26 protein-coding genes are annotated in these 22,053 nt (G+C 66.5%); 13 read left to right on the plus strand and 13 right to left on the minus strand.

Annotated features, from left to right (window positions below):
* Positions 1–61: 61 nt before the first annotated feature.
* From FEJ81_RS10065 to ligA, 6 genes are all read right to left on the minus strand, one after another.
* Positions 62–676 (minus strand): CDP-alcohol phosphatidyltransferase family protein, encoded by a 615-nt coding sequence (locus FEJ81_RS10065; RefSeq protein WP_138245166.1) that lies wholly within the window; start codon positions 674–676, stop codon positions 62–64.
* Positions 673–1,227 (minus strand): adenylate kinase family protein, encoded by a 555-nt coding sequence (locus tag FEJ81_RS10070; protein ID WP_138245167.1) that lies wholly within the window; start codon positions 1,225–1,227, stop codon positions 673–675. Before FEJ81_RS10070 ends, FEJ81_RS10065 begins: the two co-directional genes overlap by 4 nt.
* Complete coding sequence (gene hisC, locus FEJ81_RS10075; RefSeq protein WP_138245168.1) at positions 1,224–2,378, minus strand: histidinol-phosphate transaminase; 1,155 nt, start codon at positions 2,376–2,378, stop codon at positions 1,224–1,226. The genes FEJ81_RS10070 and hisC overlap by 4 nt, the downstream gene beginning before the upstream one ends.
* Positions 2,379–2,517: 139 nt before the next feature.
* Complete coding sequence (locus tag FEJ81_RS10080) at positions 2,518–3,675, minus strand: MFS transporter (protein ID WP_138245169.1); 1,158 nt, start codon at positions 3,673–3,675, stop codon at positions 2,518–2,520.
* Positions 3,676–3,802: 127 nt separating this feature from the next.
* A complete protein-coding gene (locus tag FEJ81_RS10085) occupies positions 3,803–4,321 on the minus strand; it encodes a hypothetical protein (protein WP_138245170.1) in 519 nt (172 codons plus the stop codon).
* A gap of 67 nt (positions 4,322–4,388) precedes the next feature.
* Positions 4,389–6,188 carry an ATP-dependent DNA ligase LigA gene (ligA, locus tag FEJ81_RS10090; RefSeq protein WP_138245171.1) on the minus strand — a complete coding sequence of 600 codons (1,800 nt, stop codon included), beginning with the start codon at positions 6,186–6,188 and terminating at the stop codon, positions 4,389–4,391.
* Positions 6,189–6,336: 148 nt separating this feature from the next.
* Between ligA and FEJ81_RS10095 the strand changes: the two genes are divergently transcribed.
* The 5 genes from FEJ81_RS10095 to FEJ81_RS10115 all read left to right on the plus strand — a co-directional run bounded on the left by FEJ81_RS10095 (position 6,337) and on the right by FEJ81_RS10115 (position 10,702).
* Positions 6,337–6,807 (plus strand): Lrp/AsnC family transcriptional regulator, encoded by a 471-nt coding sequence (locus FEJ81_RS10095; protein WP_138245172.1) that lies wholly within the window; start codon positions 6,337–6,339, stop codon positions 6,805–6,807.
* Between the two features lie 111 nt (positions 6,808–6,918).
* Positions 6,919–7,152 carry a HalOD1 output domain-containing protein gene (locus FEJ81_RS10100; protein WP_202979382.1) on the plus strand — a complete coding sequence of 78 codons (234 nt, stop codon included), beginning with the start codon at positions 6,919–6,921 and terminating at the stop codon, positions 7,150–7,152.
* Between the two features lie 116 nt (positions 7,153–7,268).
* Positions 7,269–8,822, plus strand: a complete 1,554-nt coding sequence (locus FEJ81_RS10105) for a hypothetical protein (protein WP_138245174.1) — start codon at positions 7,269–7,271, stop codon at positions 8,820–8,822.
* 124 nt (positions 8,823–8,946) lie between these two features.
* Positions 8,947–9,939, plus strand: coding sequence for a 2-phospho-L-lactate transferase (gene cofD, locus FEJ81_RS10110; RefSeq protein ID WP_138245175.1), 993 nt, complete (start codon positions 8,947–8,949; stop codon positions 9,937–9,939).
* A 1-nt stretch (position 9,940) separates the two neighbouring features.
* Entirely contained in the window at positions 9,941–10,702 is a 762-nt protein-coding gene (locus FEJ81_RS10115; protein WP_138245176.1) for a tRNA-dihydrouridine synthase, read from the plus strand.
* A gap of 92 nt (positions 10,703–10,794) precedes the next feature.
* Here FEJ81_RS10115 and FEJ81_RS10120 read toward each other — a convergent pair whose 3' ends face one another.
* Positions 10,795–11,139, minus strand: coding sequence for a cupin domain-containing protein (locus FEJ81_RS10120; RefSeq protein ID WP_138245177.1), 345 nt, complete (start codon positions 11,137–11,139; stop codon positions 10,795–10,797).
* 129 nt (positions 11,140–11,268) lie between these two features.
* Between FEJ81_RS10120 and FEJ81_RS10125 the strand changes: the two genes are divergently transcribed.
* Entirely contained in the window at positions 11,269–12,120 is an 852-nt protein-coding gene (locus FEJ81_RS10125) for a triphosphoribosyl-dephospho-CoA synthase (protein ID WP_138245178.1), read from the plus strand.
* Positions 12,117–12,758 carry a DUF447 domain-containing protein gene (locus FEJ81_RS10130; RefSeq protein ID WP_138245179.1) on the plus strand — a complete coding sequence of 214 codons (642 nt, stop codon included), beginning with the start codon at positions 12,117–12,119 and terminating at the stop codon, positions 12,756–12,758. Before FEJ81_RS10125 ends, FEJ81_RS10130 begins: the two co-directional genes overlap by 4 nt.
* Positions 12,759–12,764: 6 nt before the next feature.
* Here FEJ81_RS10130 and FEJ81_RS10135 read toward each other — a convergent pair whose 3' ends face one another.
* On the minus strand, positions 12,765–13,772 hold the full coding sequence (locus FEJ81_RS10135) for a hypothetical protein (protein ID WP_138245180.1): 1,008 nt from the start codon (positions 13,770–13,772) through the stop codon (positions 12,765–12,767).
* Between the two features lie 148 nt (positions 13,773–13,920).
* Between FEJ81_RS10135 and FEJ81_RS10140 the strand changes: the two genes are divergently transcribed.
* Positions 13,921–14,112, plus strand: a complete 192-nt coding sequence (locus tag FEJ81_RS10140; RefSeq protein WP_006432730.1) for a 30S ribosomal protein S17e — start codon at positions 13,921–13,923, stop codon at positions 14,110–14,112.
* Between the two features lie 213 nt (positions 14,113–14,325).
* Here the strand turns inward: FEJ81_RS10140 and FEJ81_RS10145 are convergent, their stop codons facing one another.
* Entirely contained in the window at positions 14,326–14,583 is a 258-nt protein-coding gene (locus FEJ81_RS10145) for a hypothetical protein (protein WP_138245181.1), read from the minus strand.
* Positions 14,584–14,808: 225 nt separating this feature from the next.
* Between FEJ81_RS10145 and asd the strand changes: the two genes are divergently transcribed.
* The 3 genes from asd to FEJ81_RS10160 all read left to right on the plus strand — a co-directional run bounded on the left by asd (position 14,809) and on the right by FEJ81_RS10160 (position 17,052).
* The gene (gene asd / locus FEJ81_RS10150; RefSeq protein WP_138245182.1) at positions 14,809–15,843 is read left to right on the plus strand and encodes an aspartate-semialdehyde dehydrogenase; all 1,035 of its coding nucleotides are present in this window, start codon (positions 14,809–14,811) and stop codon (positions 15,841–15,843) included.
* A gap of 202 nt (positions 15,844–16,045) precedes the next feature.
* On the plus strand, positions 16,046–16,693 hold the full coding sequence (locus FEJ81_RS10155) for a helix-turn-helix domain-containing protein (protein WP_138245183.1): 648 nt from the start codon (positions 16,046–16,048) through the stop codon (positions 16,691–16,693).
* Between the two features lie 50 nt (positions 16,694–16,743).
* Complete coding sequence (locus tag FEJ81_RS10160; RefSeq protein WP_138245184.1) at positions 16,744–17,052, plus strand: HalOD1 output domain-containing protein; 309 nt, start codon at positions 16,744–16,746, stop codon at positions 17,050–17,052.
* 27 nt (positions 17,053–17,079) lie between these two features.
* On the opposite strand, the gene FEJ81_RS10165 is transcribed toward FEJ81_RS10160, so the two are convergent.
* Together FEJ81_RS10165 and FEJ81_RS10170 are read right to left on the minus strand one after the other, a co-directional pair.
* Complete coding sequence (locus FEJ81_RS10165) at positions 17,080–17,511, minus strand: universal stress protein (protein WP_138245185.1); 432 nt, start codon at positions 17,509–17,511, stop codon at positions 17,080–17,082.
* Positions 17,512–17,671: 160 nt separating this feature from the next.
* Complete coding sequence (locus FEJ81_RS10170) at positions 17,672–18,646, minus strand: D-2-hydroxyacid dehydrogenase (protein ID WP_138245186.1); 975 nt, start codon at positions 18,644–18,646, stop codon at positions 17,672–17,674.
* A gap of 205 nt (positions 18,647–18,851) precedes the next feature.
* Between FEJ81_RS10170 and FEJ81_RS10175 the strand changes: the two genes are divergently transcribed.
* Both FEJ81_RS10175 and FEJ81_RS10180 read left to right on the plus strand, forming a co-directional pair.
* Positions 18,852–20,243: an NAD(P)/FAD-dependent oxidoreductase gene (locus FEJ81_RS10175; protein ID WP_138245187.1), complete on the plus strand. Its 1,392-nt coding sequence runs from the start codon at positions 18,852–18,854 to the stop codon at positions 20,241–20,243.
* An 82-nt stretch (positions 20,244–20,325) separates the two neighbouring features.
* Positions 20,326–21,240 carry a cytochrome c oxidase subunit 3 gene (locus tag FEJ81_RS10180; RefSeq protein WP_138245188.1) on the plus strand — a complete coding sequence of 305 codons (915 nt, stop codon included), beginning with the start codon at positions 20,326–20,328 and terminating at the stop codon, positions 21,238–21,240.
* Between the two features lie 44 nt (positions 21,241–21,284).
* Here the strand turns inward: FEJ81_RS10180 and FEJ81_RS10185 are convergent, their stop codons facing one another.
* Both FEJ81_RS10185 and FEJ81_RS10190 read right to left on the minus strand, forming a co-directional pair.
* On the minus strand, positions 21,285–21,476 hold the full coding sequence (locus FEJ81_RS10185; RefSeq protein ID WP_138245189.1) for a hypothetical protein: 192 nt from the start codon (positions 21,474–21,476) through the stop codon (positions 21,285–21,287).
* A gap of 55 nt (positions 21,477–21,531) precedes the next feature.
* Positions 21,532–21,927, minus strand: a complete 396-nt coding sequence (locus FEJ81_RS10190; RefSeq protein ID WP_138245190.1) for a hypothetical protein — start codon at positions 21,925–21,927, stop codon at positions 21,532–21,534.
* Positions 21,928–22,053: the final 126 nt, after the last annotated feature.

The raw sequence follows: 22,053 nt of genomic DNA on the forward strand, positions 1-22,053 counted from the left end.
ATAAAGCATGCGGCGCGGTTGCAGCCGGGCAGAACGCCCGGTAAACGGAGTGAGACGTGGATTACTCGAGGGCGGCCCACGAGTAGTAGAACCGCTGGAGCGCGGTCAGGTGGCCCACGACCGCGAGGAAGACAAGCAGCCAGCCGACGAGCGTGAACCCGGCCAGCGTCGTCCCCGCCAGCGGGTACGCGAGGAAGCCGGCGATACCGATGATCGCCAGTCGGTCTGCGCGACCGACGAGGCCGCCGTAGACCCGGTCGAGCCCGACGGCTTGGGCCTGCGTCCCTAGATACGAGGTCATCACGACGCCGGTCACGGCGGCGAAGCCGAGCAGGTAGTCCTCGAGTCCCGCGGCCAATCCGGCGATGACGACGATGTCCGCGTACCTGTCGAGGACGTGGTCCAGCAGATCGCCGCCGGCCGAGGCGACCTCCTGTTCGCGCGCGAGCGCGCCGTCGACGATGTCCAGCCAGCCGTTCAGGAACACGAGCGCCGCCGCCACGGCGTACCAGACCGGGTCCTCGAGCCCGCCGAGGGCGAACGCGACCGCGGCCAGGATCGCCATGCCGAACGCGACTACGCTCACCCCGTTGGGCGTCATCCCGACGCGGTCGAAGCCCTTGACGAACGGGTCGAGAAACCGCGAGACGTACGGACGGAACTTGTCGAGGGTCATGTCAGGTACCCCACGAAGTCGACCCCGCCGGCGCTCGGGTCGCGCTCGCCCGCCGCGACCGCTTCGAGTTCGTCGGCGACGGCGGCCGGATCGCGGTCGGTCGTGTCGATCTCGTAGACCGACTCGAGGCCGTGTTCCTCGACCGCCTCCGAGAGGATCACGTCGAGCGCTTCGCTCTCTGCGTTCTCGCGAGCTTTCGCGTCGGACTCGCCGCGCTCGAGCAGTCGCTCCTCGAGCGTCGTCGGCTCACACCGCAACACGGCGACTCGATCGGCGTCGACGTGATGGGAGAGGTGCGATTCGATCACGACATCGTCGCGGCCCGCAAGCCACTCGCTCAACGCGTCGAGATCGGCGATCTTGCTCTCGCGATCGGCGTCGACCTCGGTGTAGAGTTCCTCGTCCTCGAGGATCCGGTTGAGGTGGATCACCTCGAGGTCGGCTATCGGCTCGTCCCCGTCGCCGCTGTCCGCATCGGCCAGTCGGGACTCGAGCAGTTCCGTCGCGGTCGTCTTTCCGGTGCCGGGCGTGCCGGTGACGGCGAGTCTCATGAGTCGGCGACCTCCGCGTCCGGCTCGTCGGCCCCGTCCGATGGCCCCGGCTCGAGATCGAGATCCGCGAGCACGTCGTTTACCGTCTCGACGGCGCGTTCGGTCTCGTCCTCGGTACCGCAGGTGATGCGGATACAGCCCGGAAGGCCGAAACTCGAGCAGTCGCGGACGATGACGCCCCGCTGTTGCATCTCCTCGGCGACGGCCGAGGCGTCGCCCACGTCGACGAGGGCGAAGTTGCCCTCGCTCTCCCAGACGTGGGCGTCGATGTGTTCGCGCATGTACGCGCGGGACTCGCGGGCGGTCTCGACGGTGCGCTCGACGTGTTCGTCGTCGTCGACGGCGGCGATGCCGGCCCGGCAGGCGAGTTCGCTCGCCGCGAAGGGTGTATTCACGCGGGCGTAGGCGTCGGCCCACTCCCCAGGAACGATCGCGTAGCCGAGTCGGACTCCGGCCAGCCCGTAGGCCTTCGAGAACGTTCGCAGGACCGCGACATCGTCGCGGGCCTCGAACCCGTCCCGGCCCTCGAGCAGGGCGACGGCGCTGTCCCGGTCGGCGAACTCGCCGTAGGCCTCGTCGACGACGACCAGCGTCTCGTCGTCAGTTGCGTCGGCGAGTTTTGCGACCTCCTCGAGCGGGATCGTCGAGCCGGTCGGGTTGTGCGGGCTGGTGAGGAAGACCAGCCGGTCGCCGTCGTAGCTCTCGAGGACCGTCTCGGCGTCCTGCGTGAAATCATCGGCCTTCGAGAGTTCGTACTCGCGGACGTCGCCGTGGTGGTACCGGGAACTCATCCCGTAGTAGGCGAAGCCGGGCGTGGGGACGAGGACGCTGTCGCCGGGCTCGAGGACCGCCCGGTGGAGGTAGTCGATCGCCCCGTCGCCGCCGTTTGCCAGCCAGACTTGCTCGTCGGCGACGCGCCAGCGGTCGGCGACGGCGCTCGTGAGGTCGGCGTGGGCGGCTTTGGGGTAGGAACTCACGCTCGAGGCCGTCTCGCGGATGGCCACGGCGGCGGCCGGCGAGGGACCGTGCGGGTTCTCGTTCGAGGCGAGTTTGACGAACTCCGAGGGATCGCGCCCGAGTTCGCGGGCGACCTCCTCGATGCCTCGACCCGCCTCGTATGCGACGTGATCGGACAGGTCGCGCGGTTGCATACGGGAATCCTGTCGGCCGTGGGTCTTAAGGGTGCTTACCTGTCTTCGGGATGGGGGATTGCGAGGGGTCGTCGCGGGCGGGAGCGTTCGACCCCGAATCGTGCGGTCCCGCCAGCGGCACGTTCTGCTTAATGACGGGTCAACTCGGGAGCCGTCCGGTCCGCTCGAGGGCCACGAGCCCGACGACCGCGACCCCGAGGAAGATCGCAGCGCCGGCGAATACCCCATCGTAGGTGTACCCCCGCTCGATGACCAGCCCGAGGGCGGACGAGCCCAGCGCTTGTGCGAGCATCCAGGCGGAGCTGAACACGGCGTAGGCGCTGCTCCGCGTCGAGTCCGGGAGCGTATCGAGGAGGTACGCGTCCGTGGCCGGGAACAGCGCATGGATAACGATCCCGACAGCCGCGCTGAGGACGGCCAGCGCGAGGAATCCCTCGACGGCCGTCAACAGGAGCAGCGTCGCGGCGAACGTCCCGACGATGCCGAGCAGATACGGCACGTGGGGAAACCGGTCGGCCAGATCGCCGCTGAAGAAGAACGCGGGGACGCCGGCGGCGAAGACGATCGTGAGCAGCGTGCCCGCCGCACCGCTCGAGAGCCCCTTCGACTGCATGTACAGTTCGTAGAAGTTGAACAGCCCCTGCCAGACGAACGAGGTCGCGCCGACGATCGCCAGCGCCGTCACGATGAGTTTCCACTCCGAGAGCGCGCCGGCGACGAACTCGCGGTCGGCCTCGCCCGCCGACGGCAACTCGGTCCGTCGCGCGGTGACCCACGCTGCGACCGTCAACAGCACCGCCCCGACGGCGATCGTCCACAGCGCGAGCCGCCAGTCGACCAGCAGCGTAAGCGCGATGAACGGGGCGGCGGCCACCGCACCGATCTGGCTGGCGGCGCCGTGGATCCCCATCGCGCGGCCGACCCGCGACGGGAACAGTTCGCTTAGCAGCGGGTTCGCCGCGACGAAGTAGACGCCGGAGGCGATGCCCATGAGGAAGGCCCCGATCAGCAGGTGTCGAACGGTCCTCGCGTTCGCGGCGAGCACCGCGGAGATCGCGAGAACCGATCCGGAACCGATCACGACGTGGTGTCTCGGAACTCTCGTCAGCAGCCAGCCGGTGGGCAGTCGCGGGGAGGCAGTCCCGACCCACACGAGGGTCACGATGAGCCCCGCCGTCGCCTCGCCGATTCCGAACTCGCCGATGAAGACGTCCAGCAGCGGAGCGAAGATGATTCTGGCGAGGTTGAGGAGAAAGACGAGACCGCACAGGGACGCGAAGAGTCGGGTCCGGGACACGGTCTGTCTTTCCGACAATCGGTATCAAGAGTTCCGAAATCGGAACCGTCTACCACCGTTTCTCGACGATACCGTGGGTGGTATCGACAGTCTCGCCTCGAGATCCGTGCCGGACTCGGTCGCTCGATCACTCCGAGTCGAACGTCCACTCACCCTCCCGCGAGTGGATCGATAGCTCGTGGTTCTCGTACGACGCACGCACGTGATCGTAGAGTTGTGCCGTGTTGAATTCCTCTCGAGAGACCGAGGCGTTATGGCACACTATCTCGTTGCCGTCGTCGTATTTGTCGATCCATTCCTCGCTACAGACGCCGACCGTGTACTGGAGGGTTTCGTAGGTCCGATCGAGGTCGTCGTGTAACTCGTCGGAGACGACCGGTTCGAGGGGCGTGTCGAACCGGTCGGCCCACTCGTCGTCGAGGATCTTCAGTTCCGGTTCGCGCGGACCCGGGCGCGATTTCGGCCACACACGGATGATGACGTCCTTGGACAGTTCCTCGCCGTCCGGATCACGCTTCCACGCCTCGATCGACTTCAGTTGGACGTATCCGTCGACGCTTCGATCCGACGAGGCCACCGTACAGCCGGCTACCGCACCGACCGCCGCGGTGCTGGCCGTAGACAGCAGCGTCCGTCTGGAGGGCATACGTCTCCGAGCCAGTCGATATATCGTAAACGTAACTAATAGTGCTATATAGCGCGTGCTGTGGCGCTCACTCCCGAAGGCGTTCGATCCGCTCGAGCGAGTCCGCGCCCTCGGGATCCTTGTCGTAGCGCACGCCCTGAAATCGCGGGAATCGCAGCGCATAGCCCGACGAGTAGGTCGGCGAGGACTGGATCTCCTCGTAGCCGACCTCGAAGACGACTTCGGGCTCGAGGTCGACCGCCTGTCCCTCCTCGGCCGCGATGTGTGGCTCGAGCAGGTCGGTCAGTTCCGCGAGTTTCTCGTCGGTGATCCCGGTCGCGACCTTGCCGACCGTCTTCAAGTTGTCGCCCGCGCGCACGGAGAGTTCGAACGTGCCGAGGAACGTTGCGCGCCGTCCCTCACCCCACTCCGCGCCGGTCACGACGCAGTCCAGCGTCTCCACGTCCGGTTTGCGCTTGCGCCAGTGTTTGCCCCGCCGGCCCGGCGAGTACGTCGACTCGGGGTTCTTGAGCATGATCCCCTCGTGACCGGCCTCGAGCGCGTCGGCGTCGATCGCCTCGATCTCGTCGGGGTCGTCGGTCCGCCAGAGCAAGGAGAGGCCCTCGATGTCCTCGTCGTCGACGGTGGCCGCGTCGGAACCGGCATCATCGACAGCGTCGGAGTCAGCGCCGATCAGAACCGACCGAAGCCGGTCGTGGCGCGCCGTCAACGGTTCTTCCAACAAGTCCTCCCCGCCGGCGTGTAGACAGTCGAAGAAGACCGGCCGCACCGAGACGTCCTCGCGGGCCTTCGCGACGTCGTGCTTGCGACGGAATCGCTTGAGCACCTCTTGGAAGGGAAGCGGCGAGCCGTCCTCGTCGATCGCGACGACCTCGCCGTCCAGAATTGCGGGCTCCTCGAGATTACTCGCGGCGAACTCGACGACTTCCGGCAGGGCGTCGGTGACCTCCTCCATGTTCCGCGAGAAGACGCGCGTCTCCGCCGTCGATCCGCCGGACTCGCCGAGTCCATCGGGATCGTGATGCAACTGCACCCGCGCCCCGTCGTACTTCCACTCGACGGCGGCGGTCTCCCACTCCTCGAGCGCGTCGGTCACCGTCCCCGCCTGTGCGAGCATCGCTTGGACGGGGCGACCGACCGCGAGATCCATCGCGTCCAGTCCGTCGACCCCCTCGTCGCACGCGATCCGGGCGACCTGTCCGTAGTCGTTCGAAACTTGGAGCGCGCGCTCGACTCGCTCTTCGGGTACGTCGAACGCGTCGGCGATGGCGTCCCGAACGGTCCCCTCGCCGACGCCGATGCGCATCTCCGAGAGGACGAGTCGAGCGAGATAACGCGCCTCCTCGCTCGAGCAGCGGTTGAACAGTCCGAAGAGCAGGTCGACTTTGCGGTCGTGGCTGCCCGACCCCTCGGCAGCGGCGAGGTCCGCGAGCGTGTCGGCGACCTCGCGGACGGTGAGGTCGCCGCCGGTCCCACCGTCGGTGTCGCCGCCAGTGAACGCACCGAGCCCCTGCTGGCCGCCGAAGTCGTAACTCGCGGCCACGTCGCCGATCTCGCCGACCTCGGCGAGTCGGTCCTCGACGTCGTCGCTGCTCACGTTCGTCCCCGCGGCGCGGGCGATCGCCTCGTAACACGCGCTCGGCCCAATGTCGAGCGTCGTCGAATCCCACGCGGGGAACACCCGCCCCTGCGCGAAGCGAGCGGCGATCTCGAGGGTCTGCGGTTCCACCGCATCCTGCGAGTCCCGTCGTTCCTCGCTATCGTCGCCGGCGTCGGCGAGCAGCTCCCGAACGTGAGCCACGATCTCGAGGTCGGCGGGTTCGGCTTCGATCGTCCCGGCGCGGTCGGCGAACGTGGCGAACTCCATCGGCGGTGTGTATCGCCGCGGGGAGTAAAACGGTTCTGAGACCGATCGGTGACGGTCGTGCCGTCGGAACCACGGCCGGAAACGGCGGCGTCGGTGGTCCAATGCAGTTTGGGAAAAGAACTATCGGCAGAACGTAAAGAGTCACGTCATGGAGAATTTGGACGCAACCGATCAGGAAATACTCTCTCTGTTACAGACGAACGTATACGAGATCACGAACGAAGAGATCGGAGAGCGGGTCGGCGTCTCGTCGACGACGGTAAGCGACCGGATCTCCAAACTCGAGGAGCGCGGCGTTATCGAGAGCTACGAGACGGTCCTCGATTACGAGGCGGCGGGCATTCATCATCACTTCCTCCTCTTCTGTACGGTTCCGCTCGCAGATCGGGAACAAATGGCGGCCGAAACGCTGGAGAAACACGGCGTCATCACCGTTCGAGAGATTCTGGCCGGCAAGGAGAACCTCCACGTCGAAATCATCGGCGAGTCGACGACCGAAATCGCAGCGATCATCGAATCCCTCGAGCGGAGCGGCATCGACGTGAATCGGTCCGAGGTGCTCAAACAGGAGTACAGTCGCCCGTTCAACGGGTTCGGACCGAAAAAGAGTGCGCCGTGAGCGACGCCTCGTCGAGTTACCCGTCGGGAAGCCGGAAAATAACTTTTTGACTTGCGTTGTGGAACCGTATTATTACCAGACTATTTGAGTATGAAGAAACATCGTATCGGTATGGAACGCCTGTCAAATTCACCCCCGAGTATGGCTGTCCTCCGGAAAGTCAGCGTGGAGAAAGGCGTCGACAGCACCGACCTCGCGCCGCTCTATGACTCGGTCGAGCCGGATGCACTTGACGCGCTCTTCGACCACGGGTTCGATGGCGAACTCTCGTTCAGTTACGAGGGGTTCCGCGTCACCGTCTCCGGACCCGACGACGTCAACGTGACGAGCGAGAAACGACGCTAGCGTCTCCGTTCCGACCCGAACTCCACCCCTCGCCCACTTCGGTTTCGATGGATCGCGACGGCGTTCTCGAGCGCGAGGGACGTGCTTTCAAGACAATCGCGCGCGCACTCGGAGGTATGCCAGAGGAGGAACTCGCCGCACGGGTCGCGGACGTGTTGACGGTCGACGCCGTCGACTTTCGCGAGCGGGCCGAGGCGGACGCCGAGGTCATCAAAGACGCCGTCGAGGAGGGTGTCTTCGACAACCCGCAGGCGATCGTCGGCCTCGAATACGAGTTTTACGCGGTCAAGGCCGACGACTGCGCCCTGCGGCGGGTCCCGCGCCGACTGCTCGAGTTGATCGGGTTCGAGAAGGAACTCGGCCTGCACAACGCCGAGATGACGACCAGTCCGCAACCGCTGAACGCACCGGGGTTGGCCGCCCAGGAGTCGGAGGTCAAGGCGCGCCTGCAGACGGCCCTCGACGTGACCCAGTCGGAGCGAATGCGACTGGTCAGCGACGCGCTCTGGACGATTCCGCCGGAAGGCGAGGACGCGGAGACCTACCTCACCGACAGCGTCGAGCGGACGACGACGGACGCGGATGGCACCGAACGCGCGATCCGGGTCGCGACGAACATGAGCGACTCCGCCCGCTACCACGCGATGGCGAACACCGATCAGGCCGACTCCGCGGGGATGCGCATCGAGGCACCCCACGTCTCCGTCCAGACCGATACGGTCATGCCCGAAAGCCTCATCACGTCGATCCAGCCCCACTATCAGGTGGCCCACGCCCCCGACCTCCCCGACTACTTCAACTACGCGCTGCGGATCGCCGGCCCCCTCCTCGCGCTCGGCGTCAACTCCCCGTTCTTCCCCGCCGATCTCTACGACGACGACGCGACCGCCGAGGACGTCCTCCGGGATGGCTGGATGGAACACCGGATCAGCGTCTTCGAAACCGTGCTCAATGACCCGACCACGGGCGAAGGCAAGGTCCGCTTTCCGCACGACTTAGAGACCGTCGACGAGGCGATCGATCGAATCGCCGCGGACGACACCATCGTCCCGATGCCGGTCGACGGCGGCGAGCGCTTCGACGACCAGTTCCCCCACTTCAGCCGGAAACACGGCACCTACTGGCGGTGGGTCCGGCCGGTCTTCGGCGGCCCCACCCGTTCGGCCGCCAACGCCCGCATCGAGTTCCGCCCGATCCCCGCCCAGCCGACGGTCCGCGATTCGGTGTCCTTCCTCGCCGCCTTCGCCGGCCTGATGGAGAGTCTGACCCGTCTCGAGCACCCGGTCGTCGAACTCGACTGGCAGCGCGCCCGGGAGAACTTCTACGCCGCGATGGTCGACGGCCTCGCGGCCGACCTGACGTGGATCACCAACGACGGGAAGGAGACGACCGACAGTCTCGCGCTCTACGAGGACCTGCTGGCCCACGCCGAGGACGGGCTGACCAACCGCGGGCTCAGCGAGGAAGACGCCGCGAAGTACCTCTACCCGCTCCGCCGGCGGGTCCGCCAGCGGGTGACGCCGGCCCGCTGGAAACGCGAGCAGGTCGAGGCGGCACTCGAGGACGGCGCGGCCCTCGGCGACGCGATCGAGGCGATGCAACAGCGGTACGTCGCGCGACAGTCGGAGACGCTGCTCGAGGGGAGTTTCGCGGACTGGATCGGTGACTAGCGGGCGGTGCGATCGCGATCGCCGATCGAAACGCGCGGTCGAGACACCCGACCGTTCGCCGCGGGCTCCGAAACGCGCAAAGCGGCCGAAAGCGATTAAGTAGCCACGCTCGAGAGGTGTAGATATGGTTACCTTCCTCTCCGGGGGCACCGGAACACCGAAGCTGTTAGACGGTGCTGCCGCCGCGTTCTCGCCGGAGGAGACCACGGTCGTCGCCAACACGGGCGACGACATCGAGCTCGGCGGGCTCTTCGTCTCGCCGGACGTCGATACGCTGCTGTTTCAGGGCGGTGGGATCCTCGACCGCGAGACGTGGTGGGGCATCGACGGCGACACGCATCGAACCAACTCGGCGCTTTCGGACATCGCGTCGGCCGCGGGGCTCCCCGACGGCCCGCAGTATCTCCCCGAGGAGAAACAGACCGAGGGCCGAGACCTCGCGAACTGGCGGCGATTTTCGGGCGTCGCCGAGTTCATGACGATCGGCGACCGCGACCGGGCGGTCCACATCACGCGGACGAGCCTCCTCGACGAGGGCCACACGCTGAGCGAGGCGACTCAGCGGCTCGCGAGCGCCTTCGGACTCACCATCGACCTCCTCCCGATGAGCGACGACCCCGTTGCGAGTCTGGTCCACACCGACGAGGGACACATGCACTTTCAAGAGTACTGGGTCGCCCACCGCGGCGAGCCGGCCGTCGACACCGTCGAGTTCCGCGGCTCCTCGAAGGCCGAGCCCGCGCCGGGCGTCCTCGAGGCGCTCGAGGACGACGTTATCATCGGCCCCTCGAACCCGGTCACCAGCATCGGGCCGATGCTCGCGCTACCAGGTGTAGCGGACGCGCTCGCCCAGACGACGGTCGTCGCCGTCTCGCCGTTCCTCGGCGACGATGCGTTCTCCGGGCCGGCCGGCGATCTGATGGCGGCCGTCAACGCGGAGCCGAGCACGGCGGGGCTGGCGGCCGCCTACCCGTTCGCGGACGCGTTCGTGATCGACGAGAACGACGACACCGAGTTCGACCGCCCGACCGTCAAGACGGATATCGCGATCGACTCCAGAGAGGACGCCAAGCGGATGATTCGCGCGATCAACCACGCGATCGAGAACCTGCCCTGAGATGGCCTCGACCGTGTCGTTCACGCCGCCGCTCGCGCTCGCAAGCTTGAGCGGTGAGGCCGACGCCGACTGGGCGCGAGCCGGCGCGGAGTACGCCGGTGCCGCGTTCCTCGGCGGTATCGCACTCGATGGAGAGTCGAGAGCGGCCGCGCGAGAACTCGTCGAGCGCGAACGGACCGAATTCCTCCCCGAAGAGCCCCTCGCCTTCATCGACCGCGAACTCGAGGCGCTCGCGGAGACGCCGATCCAGCCGGCGTTCAACGTCCGGAGTGCGACCGCCGAACCGATCGCCGAGGCCGCCCGCGTCTGCCGGGACCGGGACGCCTACCTCGAGATCAACGCCCATTGCCGGCAGGACGAACTCTGTGCCGTCGGCTGCGGGGAAACGCTCCTGCGCGACGGCGAGCGCCTCGCCGGCTACGTCGACCGCGCGGCCGAGACCGGCGCGACCGTCGGCGTGAAAGTTCGCGCGGAGGTGCCCGGGGTCGAGCTCCCGGAACTGGCTCGCGGGCTCGAGGCTGCGGGCGCGGACTTCGTCCACGTCGACGCGATGGACACCGAGTCCGTCATCGCCGACGTGGTCGACGCGACCGACCTGTTCGTCATCGCCAACAACGGCGTCCGCGACGACGAGACCGTCCACGAGTACGTCGAGTACGGTGCCGACGCCGTCAGCGTCGGCCGGCCGAGCGATAATCCGGTCGTGCTCGAGCGCGTTCGTGATGCGGTAGAACGGCGTATGGGTCTCGAGGCGAGCCGATAGCGGCTGGCGGTACCGATAAGGTCGGGTTCCGAATTATTTTCCGAGAAACAGCCGGTGCGGCTGCGCAGCGTCTTGCTTTGAATCCGACGACACTACAGCGGCGCGCCGACCAGGACGAGTTTCGCGCGCTCGTCGCCGCGGTTGTGGATCTGGCGCGTTTCGTCGGGGTCCAGCCGTATCACTTCGTCCGTCTCGAGTGCGACCGTCTCGTCGGCGTCCGCGAGGTCGACCTCGACCGCTCCCTCGACGACGTAGTAGACCTCCTCCTGCCCGGAGTCGGACTCGTCGTGTTCCATGCCCTTGCCGCCGGGCTCGAGTTCGAGGACCGAGATGCCGAGTTCCGCGGTATCGAGGTCCTCCTTGAGGAACCACATTCCGCCCCACTCCTCGTCGATGACTGACTCCGGATCGGTCTTCGCGGCCGTATCGTATCCCATACGCGAGCAGTCGGTGGTTCGACACTTAAACTGAGGGGACGCGCTTACCGCTTGTCGTTCGCTGTTCGTCGCCGACCCGTCGCCGGGCTCAATCCCTATCCCTAAGCCCTCCCGGAAGCAATTGGGCGTATGCGATCACCGGCAGGTAATGCGGAACTGGCGCTGCTGCTCGAGGTCGCGAGTACCCCCAAACCGGGGAACGTCGACCGCCACCGCGACCTCGCGGACCTGCGGTTCGAGCACTTCCTCGCCGGCGCGGTGGGTGCCCGCGACGGACTCGAGTTGGCGGCCGACGGGGCGGCGGTCGGGCCGGCCTTCGAGCGGGCCGTCGAGGAGATGGCGACACAGGAGGGCGGAAACACCCAGTTCGGGTCGCTCCTGTTGCTCGTCCCGCTCGTCCGCGCCGCCCGCGAGGAACTCTCACAGCCCGTCGCCGAGGCCGTCGTCCGGGAGACGACCGTCGGCGATGCGGCGTCGTTCTACCGCGCGTTCGACCACGTCGACGTAGGGGTCGACGAGCCGCCCGAAGACATGGCGGCCCTCGACGTTCGCCGCGGCGCGGACGCGATCCCGGCACTCGAGGAGCGCGGGCTAACGCTGTTCGATATCATGGAGCGAAGCGTTCCCGGCGACGGCGTCGCCCGCGAGTGGGTCCGCGGCTTCGACCGCTCGTTCGCGGCCGCCGAAGAACTTGCCGAGGCCGACGGCCCGATCCCGGATCGAACCGCGGCGGTCTTCCTCTCCGTCCTCGCCGAGCGGCCGGACACGCTCGTCGCGACGCGCCACGACGAGGCCACCGCCCGCGAGGTGACCGATCGGGCCGCGGACCTCGTCGCGGACGACGCCCTCGAGACGGACCGCGAGGCCGTCGAGGCCTTCGCCGCGGACCTCGTCGACCGCGGCGTCAATCCCGGTACGACGGCGGACATCACCGCGGCCGGGCTGTTCATCGCGCTCGAGCACGAGGCGATCGAGCTATGAGCGACGATCGGGACGCGGGAAGGAAAGACGCGGGGCCGGGCGAAACGACGGCCACTGGGGAGGGCGGGACGGACACAGCGGAGTGGCCGGTCGAACTGTCCGGCGTCACCGAGTCTGTCGTGACGACGCTGGGACCGAACGGGCTGTGGAACGCCGCCGCGCTCGGTCTCCGTGCCGACGATCCCGTCACCGCGCGGACGTGGGGGAACACCCGTACCCGTCGGAATTTCCACCGGCAGGGCGAGGGGTACGTCCAGTTCGTCGACGATCCGGTCGCCTTCGCCGACGCCGCCCTCTCGATCGTCGAGCGAGCGGAGCCGGTTCTCGAGTCCTCGTGCGCGTGGACGCGCGTCGCGGTCAAGCAGGTCGACACCGGGACCAGCGGAGGAACGGACTGGGAAGCGTGGACACTCCACCCCGTCGAGTCGACCGTCGAGCGCGAGGCAGTCCCGACGATCGACCGCGGGTTCGGGGCCGTCGTCGAGGCGACCGTCGCCGCGTCGCGACTCGGCGTCGCCGAGTACGACGAGGGCGAACTTCGGGATCGACTCGCGTACTGCGCCTCCGTCGTCGACCGCGCCGGCGGCCCCCGCGAGCGCGAGGCGCTCGAGCGCGTGCGCGAGCACTCCTCGTGGTGAGTTACGTCAGGTCGGATCGTTTCCGGCTTCGCCGACGCCCGATATGGGTCCTGTTTCCGATCGATTCTCGTCGATCGGCTCGTCGTTCTCGGCCTTCTCGACCACGTCGGCGAACCGTTCCGACCGCTCCGAGATCCAGTCTCGGGTCTCCGCGTCGGGGACGTCGTCGCGCTGTTCGATGAGGAAGGTCGTGATCACGACCGTCTTCACCCACGGCTTGACGATGCCCGTGTGGACGATGGCGATCAGCCCGGCGACCAACAGCCACGAAATCGCCTCGAGCGCGGTCGGGAGGACATCGAGCACGACCGCAAACGGCGCGAGCAGGGTCAGGAGGACGAACGACAGGACGTACATCCCGCCGACCACGAGCAGCGTCGAGCCGAGCACTGCCTTCCAGTGTTTCCCGTAGAGGACGATGCCATCGCGAGCCGACTGCCACCGGTTCTCGCTCTCGGCGACGAACATGTACGCGATGATCGCCTCGTCGAGATATCGAACCGCCAGTACGACCGACCGTTGGAGGACCTCGAGCAGCGTCTGTAACTGCTGGGGAATCGGCAGCGGGATCAATTCCTGAAACCGCGCCACGGCGCGGTTGAACTGTTTGAGTACCGCGTCGATCGCGTCGTTGATCACGAACAGCCCGGACGCGGAGACGAAGTATTCTTGGACCTGATTCATCCCGTAGCTGATCTGATCGTCCGGCGCTTTACCCTCCTCGACGACGTGGGCGATGACGGCGACGTGGCCGGTTTTGACCATGTACAGGACGTACCGCTGGACGAGTCGCCAGATCGCCCCGAAGGTGACGAGGCCGAACAGCATCACGCCGGCGACGATGAGCAAACTGGCTCCGCCCCCGCCCGCGGCGAATCTGAATCCGAGCCACCCGATAAGCCCCAGATAGAGCACGCCGATCAGTGCGAACGCGACCCCGATACCGAACTGCAGGAGAACGTACGGCAGCGTCTTCCGGTAGACGTCCGTCGCCTCTCTGAAATGGAGTACCATCACGGCGGTTTGCCCGCCCGTTCGTATTTAAAATACAGGTGAACGGAGACATCGCTGCCATCGACGGGCGATCGGAACCGGACCAACGGCGGCGGGGTTCGGAGGCGAAGAGAAAGGGATTAAGAGCCTCTGGACGGAACCATCCCACATGGCAATCAAACCGGCCTACGTCAAGAAGACCGGGACCCTCCTCCTGGAGCGGTATCCGGAGGCGTTCACGACCGATTTCGAGCAGAACAAAGAGAGCGTCACGAAACTCACGAACGTCGAGTCCAAAGGCGTCCGCAACCGTATCGCGGGCTACGTGACTCGAAAGAAAGGCGCCGAAGTTCCCGCATAAGTCGGTCTTCTCACCTCGAGTACTCGCCACGAGCGCGCTCGAGCGACTGCGCCCGGTTTAGGACAGGTTCCCGTTTCAGTTCTAGCTCGGATTTCGAACTCGGCACCAGTCCTGAGTGGCGGTCCTCGCGTCGCGCTGGCCGATGTGATCACTGAGCGTCTGAATGCTACCACCACGAAGATCGATCGCGCGGAGAACGGTCCTGTACCTGCGTTACTCGTCGAGTCCGGGCCGCATGTAGAGCGCGGCGACGAACGCGACGACGGCGATTCCGACACCGAACAGGAGGCCGATCATACCCGTCAGGATGTTCAGGTCCGTTCCGAGGACCGGGAGCATGCCGTCGTTGTAGCCCGTCCACCCGAAGAAGAGACCGGCCAGCGCCGCGATCGCTGCGAGGGCCGTTGCGCCCATACTAAATCGCGTGTCGAGCAGTCCCCGATCACCGGTACTCGTGGTCGAACTCGTCATCGGGACCGCCTCCGGCCGGCGGCCTCGAGTCGATCCTGTCGGTAATGCATCGGTCGATAGCTGGCACTCCCGTTTCTTAATAGCTTCTATCCGCGCATAACGCGACGCTACGGGCAACCTGTTCGGTCACCGACACGGTGTCGACCGGGACTGGCAACTCCGACGATTGACACTCGCTACCGTAAACCCAAACGGTTTTGCGGACACGACTCGGAGTGGCGGAAAATGGCAGTACGAGTAGGCGTACTCGGTGCGACCGGCGCAGTCGGACAGCGACTGATTCAGCTCCTCGAGCCCCACCCGGAGTTCGAAATCGCAGCGCTGACCGCCAGCGACTCCAGTGCCGGCAAGACGTATCGACAGGCCGCGAAGTGGCGCGTCGACAGCCCCATCCCGCAGGAGATCGCCGAGATGACCGTCATGGCGACCGATCCCGACGAAGTCCCCAACGACGTCGATCTGATCTTCTCGTCGCTCCCCTCGAGCGTCGGCGCGGCGGTCGAACCCGGCTTCTGTGAAGCGGGCTACGTTGTCTCGTCGAACTCCTCGAACGGCCGCATGGACGACGACATCCCCCTCGTGATTCCCGAGGTCAACGCCGAACACCTCGACCTGCTCGAGGTCCAGCGCGACGAGCGCGGCTGGGACGGCGCGATGGTCAAGAACCCCAACTGCTCGACGATCACCTTCGTCCCGACGCTCGCGGCCCTGACCGATTTCGGCCTCGAGAAGGTCCACGTCTCGACCCTGCAGGCCGTCTCCGGCGCGGGCTACGACGGCGTCAGCTCGATGGAGATCATCGACAACGCCATCCCCTACATCGGCAGCGAGGAGGACAAACTCGAGACCGAGTCCCGCAAACTGCTGGGCGAGTTCGACGGTGCCGAGCTATCGCACAACAGCATGAACGTCGCGGCCTCCTGTAACCGCATCCCGACGATCGACGGCCACCTCGAGAACGTCTGGGTCGAGACCGAGGAGGAACTCACCGCCGACGCGGCCGCCGAGGCCATGCGGGAGTACCCGTCGCTCGATCTGCGCTCCTCGCCCGACCCGCTCATTCACGTCTTCGAGGAGCCCGACCGACCACAGCCCCGGATGGACCGCACGCTCGGCGGCGGTATGGCCGTCGCCGCGGGCGGCCTGCAGGAATCGCCCTTCGGCCTGCAGTACAACTGTCTGGCCCACAATACGATCCGCGGTGCCGCCGGCGCGAGCGTGCTCAACGGCGAACTGCTGCTCGAGAACGGCTACATCTAGCGGAGAGACGGCGGTCTCGACAGTCTGTGCGTTCAGTAGGAAACGGCCCTCGTTTTCGTTTCAAGGGATAGCTAACGACCGCCACCGGCCCTAGCAGCCTCAATCTCCGGATCAGAATACGCCATTCCGAGTGTCCGTCGATCATATCCCTTGCCACAGTATAACACTGCCTCGCGTTGTAGCACGAGGGAGTGAGAGCCGCATGGCCCTTATCGTCGAGTTCGAAATCGCGACGCCGATCCTTCGACGGACCGTCGAGGCCGTCTCGCGGATCGAAGTCGAAGAGATCTATCAGTCCGAGACGGGGGCGACGAAGCTCATATCGTGGGTCTACGGCGATGACCTCGCCAGTGTCCCGGCGGCACTGGCCGCCGACGACACCGTCGACGAGTTCACCCTCCTCGAGGAACCGGGCGATCGTCGCCTCTACAGCGTCACGCTGTCGGCGCGCGGAGAGGACCACCTGACCTATCCGACGGCGGCGAAGTACGATATCGGCTACCTCGAGATTACCGTCACGTCGGAGACGAAGATTCGCGCTCGCGTCCCGACGCGGGAGGCGCTGTTCGCGTATCGCGACATCTGTCGCGAGAAGGGGATCTCGTTTCGGATCCAGCGGATCTTCCACGAATCGGATCCCGCGGGCGATCGATACGGGCTCACCGAGCGCCAGCGGGAAGCGCTCCTGATCGCACTCGAGGAGGGCTACTTCGACGTGCCGCGGGAGACGACGCTCTCGGCGGTCGCCGCGAAACTCGACATTTCCGATCAGGCGCTGTCCGCTCGCCTCCGACGAGGACAGGCCAATCTGCTCCGGAGCACGGTCGGCGAACGCGCCCCCTCTTCATAGGTTGGCCATCCAATCGTGGTCGCTTCCCGCGTCGGACGGATACGTGTAGTATGGAAACTGAGCCTTCACCCGGCGAGTCGCGACTGCAGGACGGAGCCAACGCGTATCAGGCCGATCCGGACGAACCCCTCAGCGAAGCGGTCATCACCGCAATCGCCGATTCCGAGGTGATCGACAGCCTCGAACTCGCGGACGAGTTCGGCCCGCTGTACGACTCGATCGACCCCACTGCGCTGGACTCGTTGTTTCACGCGACCGGGGACACCGGCCGCTCCGTCGGCTCCGTTACGTTCGAGTACGCCCGGTATCAGGTCACGGTCGACCAGACGGGCTGTGTCGCGCTCGTCGATCTGCGATAAGGGGAGGTTCGTCCCGCGAGTCGGCAATCAAGAATCGGTTTGCGGCAGCGCCACTACCGGAACCGACGCCTCTTTTACCAGCCGTCGCGCCACGTCTCCGGTGAGTAGCTCCACGAACCGGTTCCCCTCGCGGGGCTCGAAAACCACGGCCTCGACGTCGCGCTCCGTCGCCGCCTCGAAGATTGTCTCGACGATGTCAGTCCCGAAAAGGATCGCCGTCTCGACCGTTCCCGCCTCCCCCTCGAGGGGGCCGCGAGCGCGCTCGAAGATCTCTTTGGCGTACTCCTCGCGCTGTTCGACCGAGGCCTTGTCGGGTGCTCCGCCCGCCTTTTCGATCACGTTGACGACGAGCACCGTACTCGAGGGGGAGAGATACGGGGCGAGCGCCGTCGCGGTCCGCTCGCCGTCGTCCGGGTCGGCCACGGGGACGAGCACCGTTCCGTCGAACGTTAGCGGCATCGAACCCCTCCCGTACTGGTCGTCCCGGCGCGTGCAATCTGTCCCGCTCGAGCGACCCCGTCGGCTGCATATCGGTCCATACTCGTGATTCGTCGCAGGGGGTGAAAAAAGTGAGTCGGACGACTCGGGCAAGCCAGCGCGGGCCAGCCCGCCGCGTCGATCAGGGTAGCACCTGATTCTCGAGGTCGGCGTCCGCATCCGACTCGTCGAACCGGCGGCGGTTTTCGGCGACGATGTCGGCCAGCCGATCGTAGTACCGCGGCGTGTGACCCGCGTTGTGGGGCGTGATCTGGACGTTCTCGAAGGTCCACAGCGGGTGGTCCTCGGGCAACGGCTCGGGGTCGGTCACGTCGAGGGACGCCCCGCGGATCCAACTCGAGCGCAGCGCCTCGACCAGCGCGTCGGTGTCGACGACCGGGCCGCGGGCGATGTTGACCAGCACCGACTCGGGGTCCATCGTGACGAAGGCCTCACTGTCGATCAGTCCGCGCGTCGTCTCGGTGAGCGGACACGCGAGCACGAGGTAGTCCGTCCGCGCGAGCGCGTCGTCGAACCCGTCGCCCTCGAAGCCGACGACCTCGTCCGTCGGCCCGCCCTTCTCCGGGGAGTACCGCACGCCGATCGTGTCGACGCCAAAGGGCTCGAGCCGGTCGCAGACGGACTGGCCGATCGCGCCGAGTCCGATGACGGTGACCGTCGATCCCTGTAACTCGTGGGCTTGGTAATGTCGCCACTCGCGGCGGCGCTGGCGGCGCGCGCCGACGTGGAACCGACGGGTGAAACTGAGGATCGCACCCAGTACGTGCTCGCCGATGTTCGGCCCGTGGACGCCCGAGGCGTTCGTCACTGCGACGCCTCGTTCCTCGAGTTCCTCGAGGGGCAGGTGGCCGGTCCCCGCGTAGGCACACGCGAAGACCTCGAGGTTCTCGGCGGCCGCGAGGAGGCCGTCCTCGAGGGTCATCCCGGTGACGAAGCGGGCGTCCCGAATCGCCTCGCGCTCTTCGGCCGGGGTTCGCGCGAGTTCGACGGTGCGGTCGGGCAGTCGGTCGCGGATCGCGTCGGCGTACTGTTCGATCGGCGTGCCGTGCGTTCCCTTCCGGAGGACGAGTACGTCCGGTGTATCGGCGTCGCTCATGTCCGTGGAGTCGTCCAGTGCGATGAAAAACGTTCGTCTCGCGGCATCCCGATCGCTCGCCTGGCTGTGAGCCGCGACTCACTGTTGGGGTTCCGTATCACGGGGTGCCATCACACGGTCGTCAGCCGATCACGAGGACGAATGCACGGTATGCTGAAAGTCCACCTCGCAGATTTTATAACGACACACTGAGTCCAAACGGCGTATGGAACGCGTAGACGTCGCGATCGTCGGCGGGGGTCCCGCTGGTGCATCCGCGGCCGAACGGGCCGCCGCCCACGGCGCAGAGACGGTCCTCTTCGAGCAGGGGGTGCCTCGCGAGGACCGCGAGGGGCCGGGGCCGGATTCGACCGACGCCGCCGGGATGCTGGACTACTGGATCGACATCATGGGCTTCGACTACCGGGAGATTCCCGACGAAGTCATCCACCGCGAACTCGAGGCGACGGAGTTCGTCGGCCCGAACAGTCGCGTCGAGTTGCGGTCGACCGGCATGGAGGCCAGCTACCCGAAGTTCGGCTACACCTTCCACCGCACGCGCATGGACGACTGGCTCCACGAACGCGCCACTGACGCGGGCGCGGACCTGCGCGTCGGCGTCGGCGTCAAAGACCTCGAGACCGACCTGCGAGCCACGAGTTCGAAGGGGCCGACCCACACGCTGACGCTCTCGACCGGCGAGGAACTCGAGGCCCAGTACGTCGTCCTCGCGGACGGTCCCCAGCGCCGGATCACCCTCGACGCGCTCGACCAGTTCACCGCGCCCGGCCGGAGCGTCTCCGATCACCTCTCGCCGCCGGAGGCCAACCACATCGCCTACCAGGAGTATCGGGAGTTCCCCGAGGAACTGTTCGCGGAGTTCGAGGACACCCTCAAGTTCTGGTGGGGGTACATGCCCGGCGAGACCGCCTATCCGTGGGTCTTCCCGAACGACGGCACGGTCGCCCGCGTCGGGCTGACGATGCCGATCGGAATGACCCTCGAGGACGTCGACGACCCGAGTTCGTACAAACTCCTGCGGCCCGACGACGAGCGACTCCCTTCGGGTGCGGAGTACATCACCCGACTCTTAGAACAGGAATACGGCGACGAGTACGATATCGAGGAAGACATTCCGCGCGTCGAAGACCGCGGGAAGTCCAAGGGGACCGAAACCTACCCGATCTCGTCGACCCGGCCGATCGAGTCCCCCGTCGGCGCGAACATCGCCGTCGCCGGCGGTGCGATGGGTACCACCTCGGCGTTCCACGAGGGCGGCTACCACGTCGCCGTCCGCACCGGCAAAATCGCCGGCCGGCTCGCCGCGACCGACTCGCTCGAGAACTACAACGAGATCTGGAAGGACGCGATCGGCGACGAGATCCTGCGGAACGTCGCGTTCGGCGACATCGTCGCCGACTACGGGCCCGACGACTGGGACTGGGCGTTCGACACCATCAACGACATGCAGGGCAACGGAGCCGACGACGCCCTCGTCAGCAAGAAGTACACCGCCGGCATCGACGCCGCGAAGATCCTCGCGACGTACAAGCGAAAGAAGTTCGCGTACCGCGACGGCCGCTACGTCCACCTCTCCGAGGACGACTACTTCTACTGAGCCGGCCGCGCGTGGGATGTAACGGCGGCCTAACTGCCTGTACGCGGTGATCCTTTTTCGGGGTCGACGTGGAAGCGGCGGTATGGGCTCCGGTCGACGCACCGATCCGCCCGACGAGAGCGCCCCTCGAGCCGACGGCTCGGGCCACGGCGTTCCCGAGGGACAGGCACCCGAGGAGTACGGCGACCACCGCGGCCGCGGCGACCACGACGATCACGGACACGACCACCGGAGTCGCTGGCCGCTCGTCGCCGCCGCCGGGGCGGCCGGGCTCTACGGCGGGGTCGCGATCACCATCTTCGGGACCGAAACCGGCCTCGCTCCGCCGCTGCTCGGCGTCGCACTCGCCGTCGTCGGGACGGTCGTCCTGCTGGCCGGCGTCGCGGGCTGGGTCGAGCAGGCGTTTCTGGCACCGGCGCGCGACGCGCAGGGGAACCCGAGTTCCCGCGCGTCGTACGTCTCGACGACGCTGCTCTTTCTCGGCACCGACGTCTCGACGTTCGGCGCGCTGTTCGTCTACTACTTCTTCGTCCGCATCGGGACGTGGCCGCCCGCAGAACTCCCGCCGCTGCTGGGGTCGCTCGTGGTCGTCAACACCGCGATCCTGATCGCCAGCAGCATCACCTTCCACTACGCCCACGAGGCGCTCGAGGACGGCAACCGACGCCGGTTTCTCGGACTCCTCGGGACGACGCTCGCGCTCGGACTCGTCTTCCTCGGCGGGCAGGTCTACGAATATTACGAGTTCGTCGCCGCGGAGGGATTCACCCTCTCGAGCGGCGTCTTCGGGAGCGCCTTCTTCGGGCTGACCGGCCTCCACGGGCTCCACGTCGCGCTTGGCGTCGGTGGGATCGCGGTGCTCTGCTGGCGAGCGGTTCGGGGTCACTACGGCCCGGAGCGCGACACGTCGGTCGCGACCGTCTCGCTGTACTGGCACTTCGTCGACGTCGTCTGGCTCTTCCTCGTGGTCGTCCTCTACGTCGGCGCGTCGATGTGATCGAAGGGGTCACGCGGTCACTCGCGAGCACCGCCCGAACGGGTTCACGGGATCTCGTCGTGATCGAGATCGGTCGCGAGGACCTGTAGCTCGGGCGACTCGCAGTCGCAGAAATTCGACTGGCCGAGCGGCTGGAGACTGCCGTCCGGCCAGACCTGTACGATACCGAACTCCCCGCAGTGCTCACACGTCGCCGCCGCTCGTTGTTTGTCGTCGTTGTTGCCCACCAGGGTCACCTCGGGGATGGGTTCGTACCACAGCCAGCGGGGAAAAACCCCGGTGGCCGAGCCGTCACTCGAGGCCGACGGTAACGAACTGTCGGTCGGCGGTCCCGGGCGATCCCTGTACGCCCCCGAACTCGAACGACTGATCCGCCTCGAGCGTCGCGTCGGGATCGGTAAAGAGGAACGCACGATACGACGGCGCGTGGTCGTAGGCGACCACGTTGGTCTGATAGGCATCGTCGAACCGGGCCGGTTGCCAGTCGAGGTCCGATTCGACGACCGTCGCTCGGCTACCCGGGGTGAACTGATAGGGACGCATCACGCCCTGTTCGACCGGCTCGCTGTCGGTCGGTTCCGATCCCGTGGCGGCCGTCGCCCCGGTGGCACCGAACAGCGTTCCGGTCGATACCGCACCGTACGTGACGAACGCGCGCCGCGATGTCGTCCATGTATCCTCACTCATGCGCTGATCCCCGACTACCGGAGCCGTTATAATTGTTTGCCATGATGACACAATGACTGATTAGGGATCTTGCGAATGTCGATCTCGGATGTATCAGCGCGTCTTCCGCCATCTCTGACTGATTTA

This window comes from Natrinema versiforme (genome assembly GCF_005576615.1).
In the GTDB taxonomy this organism is placed as follows: Archaea; Halobacteriota; Halobacteria; order Halobacteriales; family Natrialbaceae; genus Natrinema; species Natrinema versiforme_A.

What these genes read in the sequence shown, in the direction of transcription:
- FEJ81_RS10095 (WP_138245172.1), top strand. Translation starts at nt 6,337, where the DNA reads ATGGAGAATTTGGACGCAACCGATCAGGAAATACTCTCTCTGTTACAG.
- FEJ81_RS10155 (WP_138245183.1), top strand. Translation starts at nt 16,046, where the DNA reads ATGGCCCTTATCGTCGAGTTCGAAATCGCGACGCCGATCCTTCGACGG.
- FEJ81_RS10170 (WP_138245186.1), bottom strand. Translation starts at nt 18,646, where the DNA reads ATGAGCGACGCCGATACACCGGACGTACTCGTCCTCCGGAAGGGAACG.
- FEJ81_RS10190 (WP_138245190.1), bottom strand. Translation starts at nt 21,927, where the DNA reads ATGAGTGAGGATACATGGACGACATCGCGGCGCGCGTTCGTCACGTAC.
- ligA (WP_138245171.1), bottom strand. Translation starts at nt 6,188, where the DNA reads ATGGAGTTCGCCACGTTCGCCGACCGCGCCGGGACGATCGAAGCCGAA.
- FEJ81_RS10120 (WP_138245177.1), bottom strand. Translation starts at nt 11,139, where the DNA reads ATGGGATACGATACGGCCGCGAAGACCGATCCGGAGTCAGTCATCGAC.
- FEJ81_RS10165 (WP_138245185.1), bottom strand. Translation starts at nt 17,511, where the DNA reads ATGCCGCTAACGTTCGACGGAACGGTGCTCGTCCCCGTGGCCGACCCG.
- FEJ81_RS10065 (WP_138245166.1), bottom strand. Translation starts at nt 676, where the DNA reads ATGACCCTCGACAAGTTCCGTCCGTACGTCTCGCGGTTTCTCGACCCG.
- hisC (WP_138245168.1), bottom strand. Translation starts at nt 2,378, where the DNA reads ATGCAACCGCGCGACCTGTCCGATCACGTCGCATACGAGGCGGGTCGA.
- FEJ81_RS10160 (WP_138245184.1), top strand. Translation starts at nt 16,744, where the DNA reads ATGGAAACTGAGCCTTCACCCGGCGAGTCGCGACTGCAGGACGGAGCC.
- FEJ81_RS10070 (WP_138245167.1), bottom strand. Translation starts at nt 1,227, where the DNA reads ATGAGACTCGCCGTCACCGGCACGCCCGGCACCGGAAAGACGACCGCG.
- FEJ81_RS10180 (WP_138245188.1), top strand. Translation starts at nt 20,326, where the DNA reads ATGGGCTCCGGTCGACGCACCGATCCGCCCGACGAGAGCGCCCCTCGA.
- FEJ81_RS10175 (WP_138245187.1), top strand. Translation starts at nt 18,852, where the DNA reads ATGGAACGCGTAGACGTCGCGATCGTCGGCGGGGGTCCCGCTGGTGCA.
- FEJ81_RS10130 (WP_138245179.1), top strand. Translation starts at nt 12,117, where the DNA reads ATGAGCGACGATCGGGACGCGGGAAGGAAAGACGCGGGGCCGGGCGAA.
- FEJ81_RS10100 (WP_202979382.1), top strand. Translation starts at nt 6,919, where the DNA reads ATGGAACGCCTGTCAAATTCACCCCCGAGTATGGCTGTCCTCCGGAAA.
- asd (WP_138245182.1), top strand. Translation starts at nt 14,809, where the DNA reads ATGGCAGTACGAGTAGGCGTACTCGGTGCGACCGGCGCAGTCGGACAG.
- FEJ81_RS10085 (WP_138245170.1), bottom strand. Translation starts at nt 4,321, where the DNA reads ATGCCCTCCAGACGGACGCTGCTGTCTACGGCCAGCACCGCGGCGGTC.
- FEJ81_RS10145 (WP_138245181.1), bottom strand. Translation starts at nt 14,583, where the DNA reads ATGACGAGTTCGACCACGAGTACCGGTGATCGGGGACTGCTCGACACG.
- FEJ81_RS10115 (WP_138245176.1), top strand. Translation starts at nt 9,941, where the DNA reads ATGGCCTCGACCGTGTCGTTCACGCCGCCGCTCGCGCTCGCAAGCTTG.
- FEJ81_RS10105 (WP_138245174.1), top strand. Translation starts at nt 7,269, where the DNA reads ATGCCAGAGGAGGAACTCGCCGCACGGGTCGCGGACGTGTTGACGGTC.
- FEJ81_RS10140 (WP_006432730.1), top strand. Translation starts at nt 13,921, where the DNA reads ATGGCAATCAAACCGGCCTACGTCAAGAAGACCGGGACCCTCCTCCTG.
- FEJ81_RS10125 (WP_138245178.1), top strand. Translation starts at nt 11,269, where the DNA reads ATGCGATCACCGGCAGGTAATGCGGAACTGGCGCTGCTGCTCGAGGTC.
- FEJ81_RS10135 (WP_138245180.1), bottom strand. Translation starts at nt 13,772, where the DNA reads ATGGTACTCCATTTCAGAGAGGCGACGGACGTCTACCGGAAGACGCTG.
- cofD (WP_138245175.1), top strand. Translation starts at nt 8,947, where the DNA reads ATGGTTACCTTCCTCTCCGGGGGCACCGGAACACCGAAGCTGTTAGAC.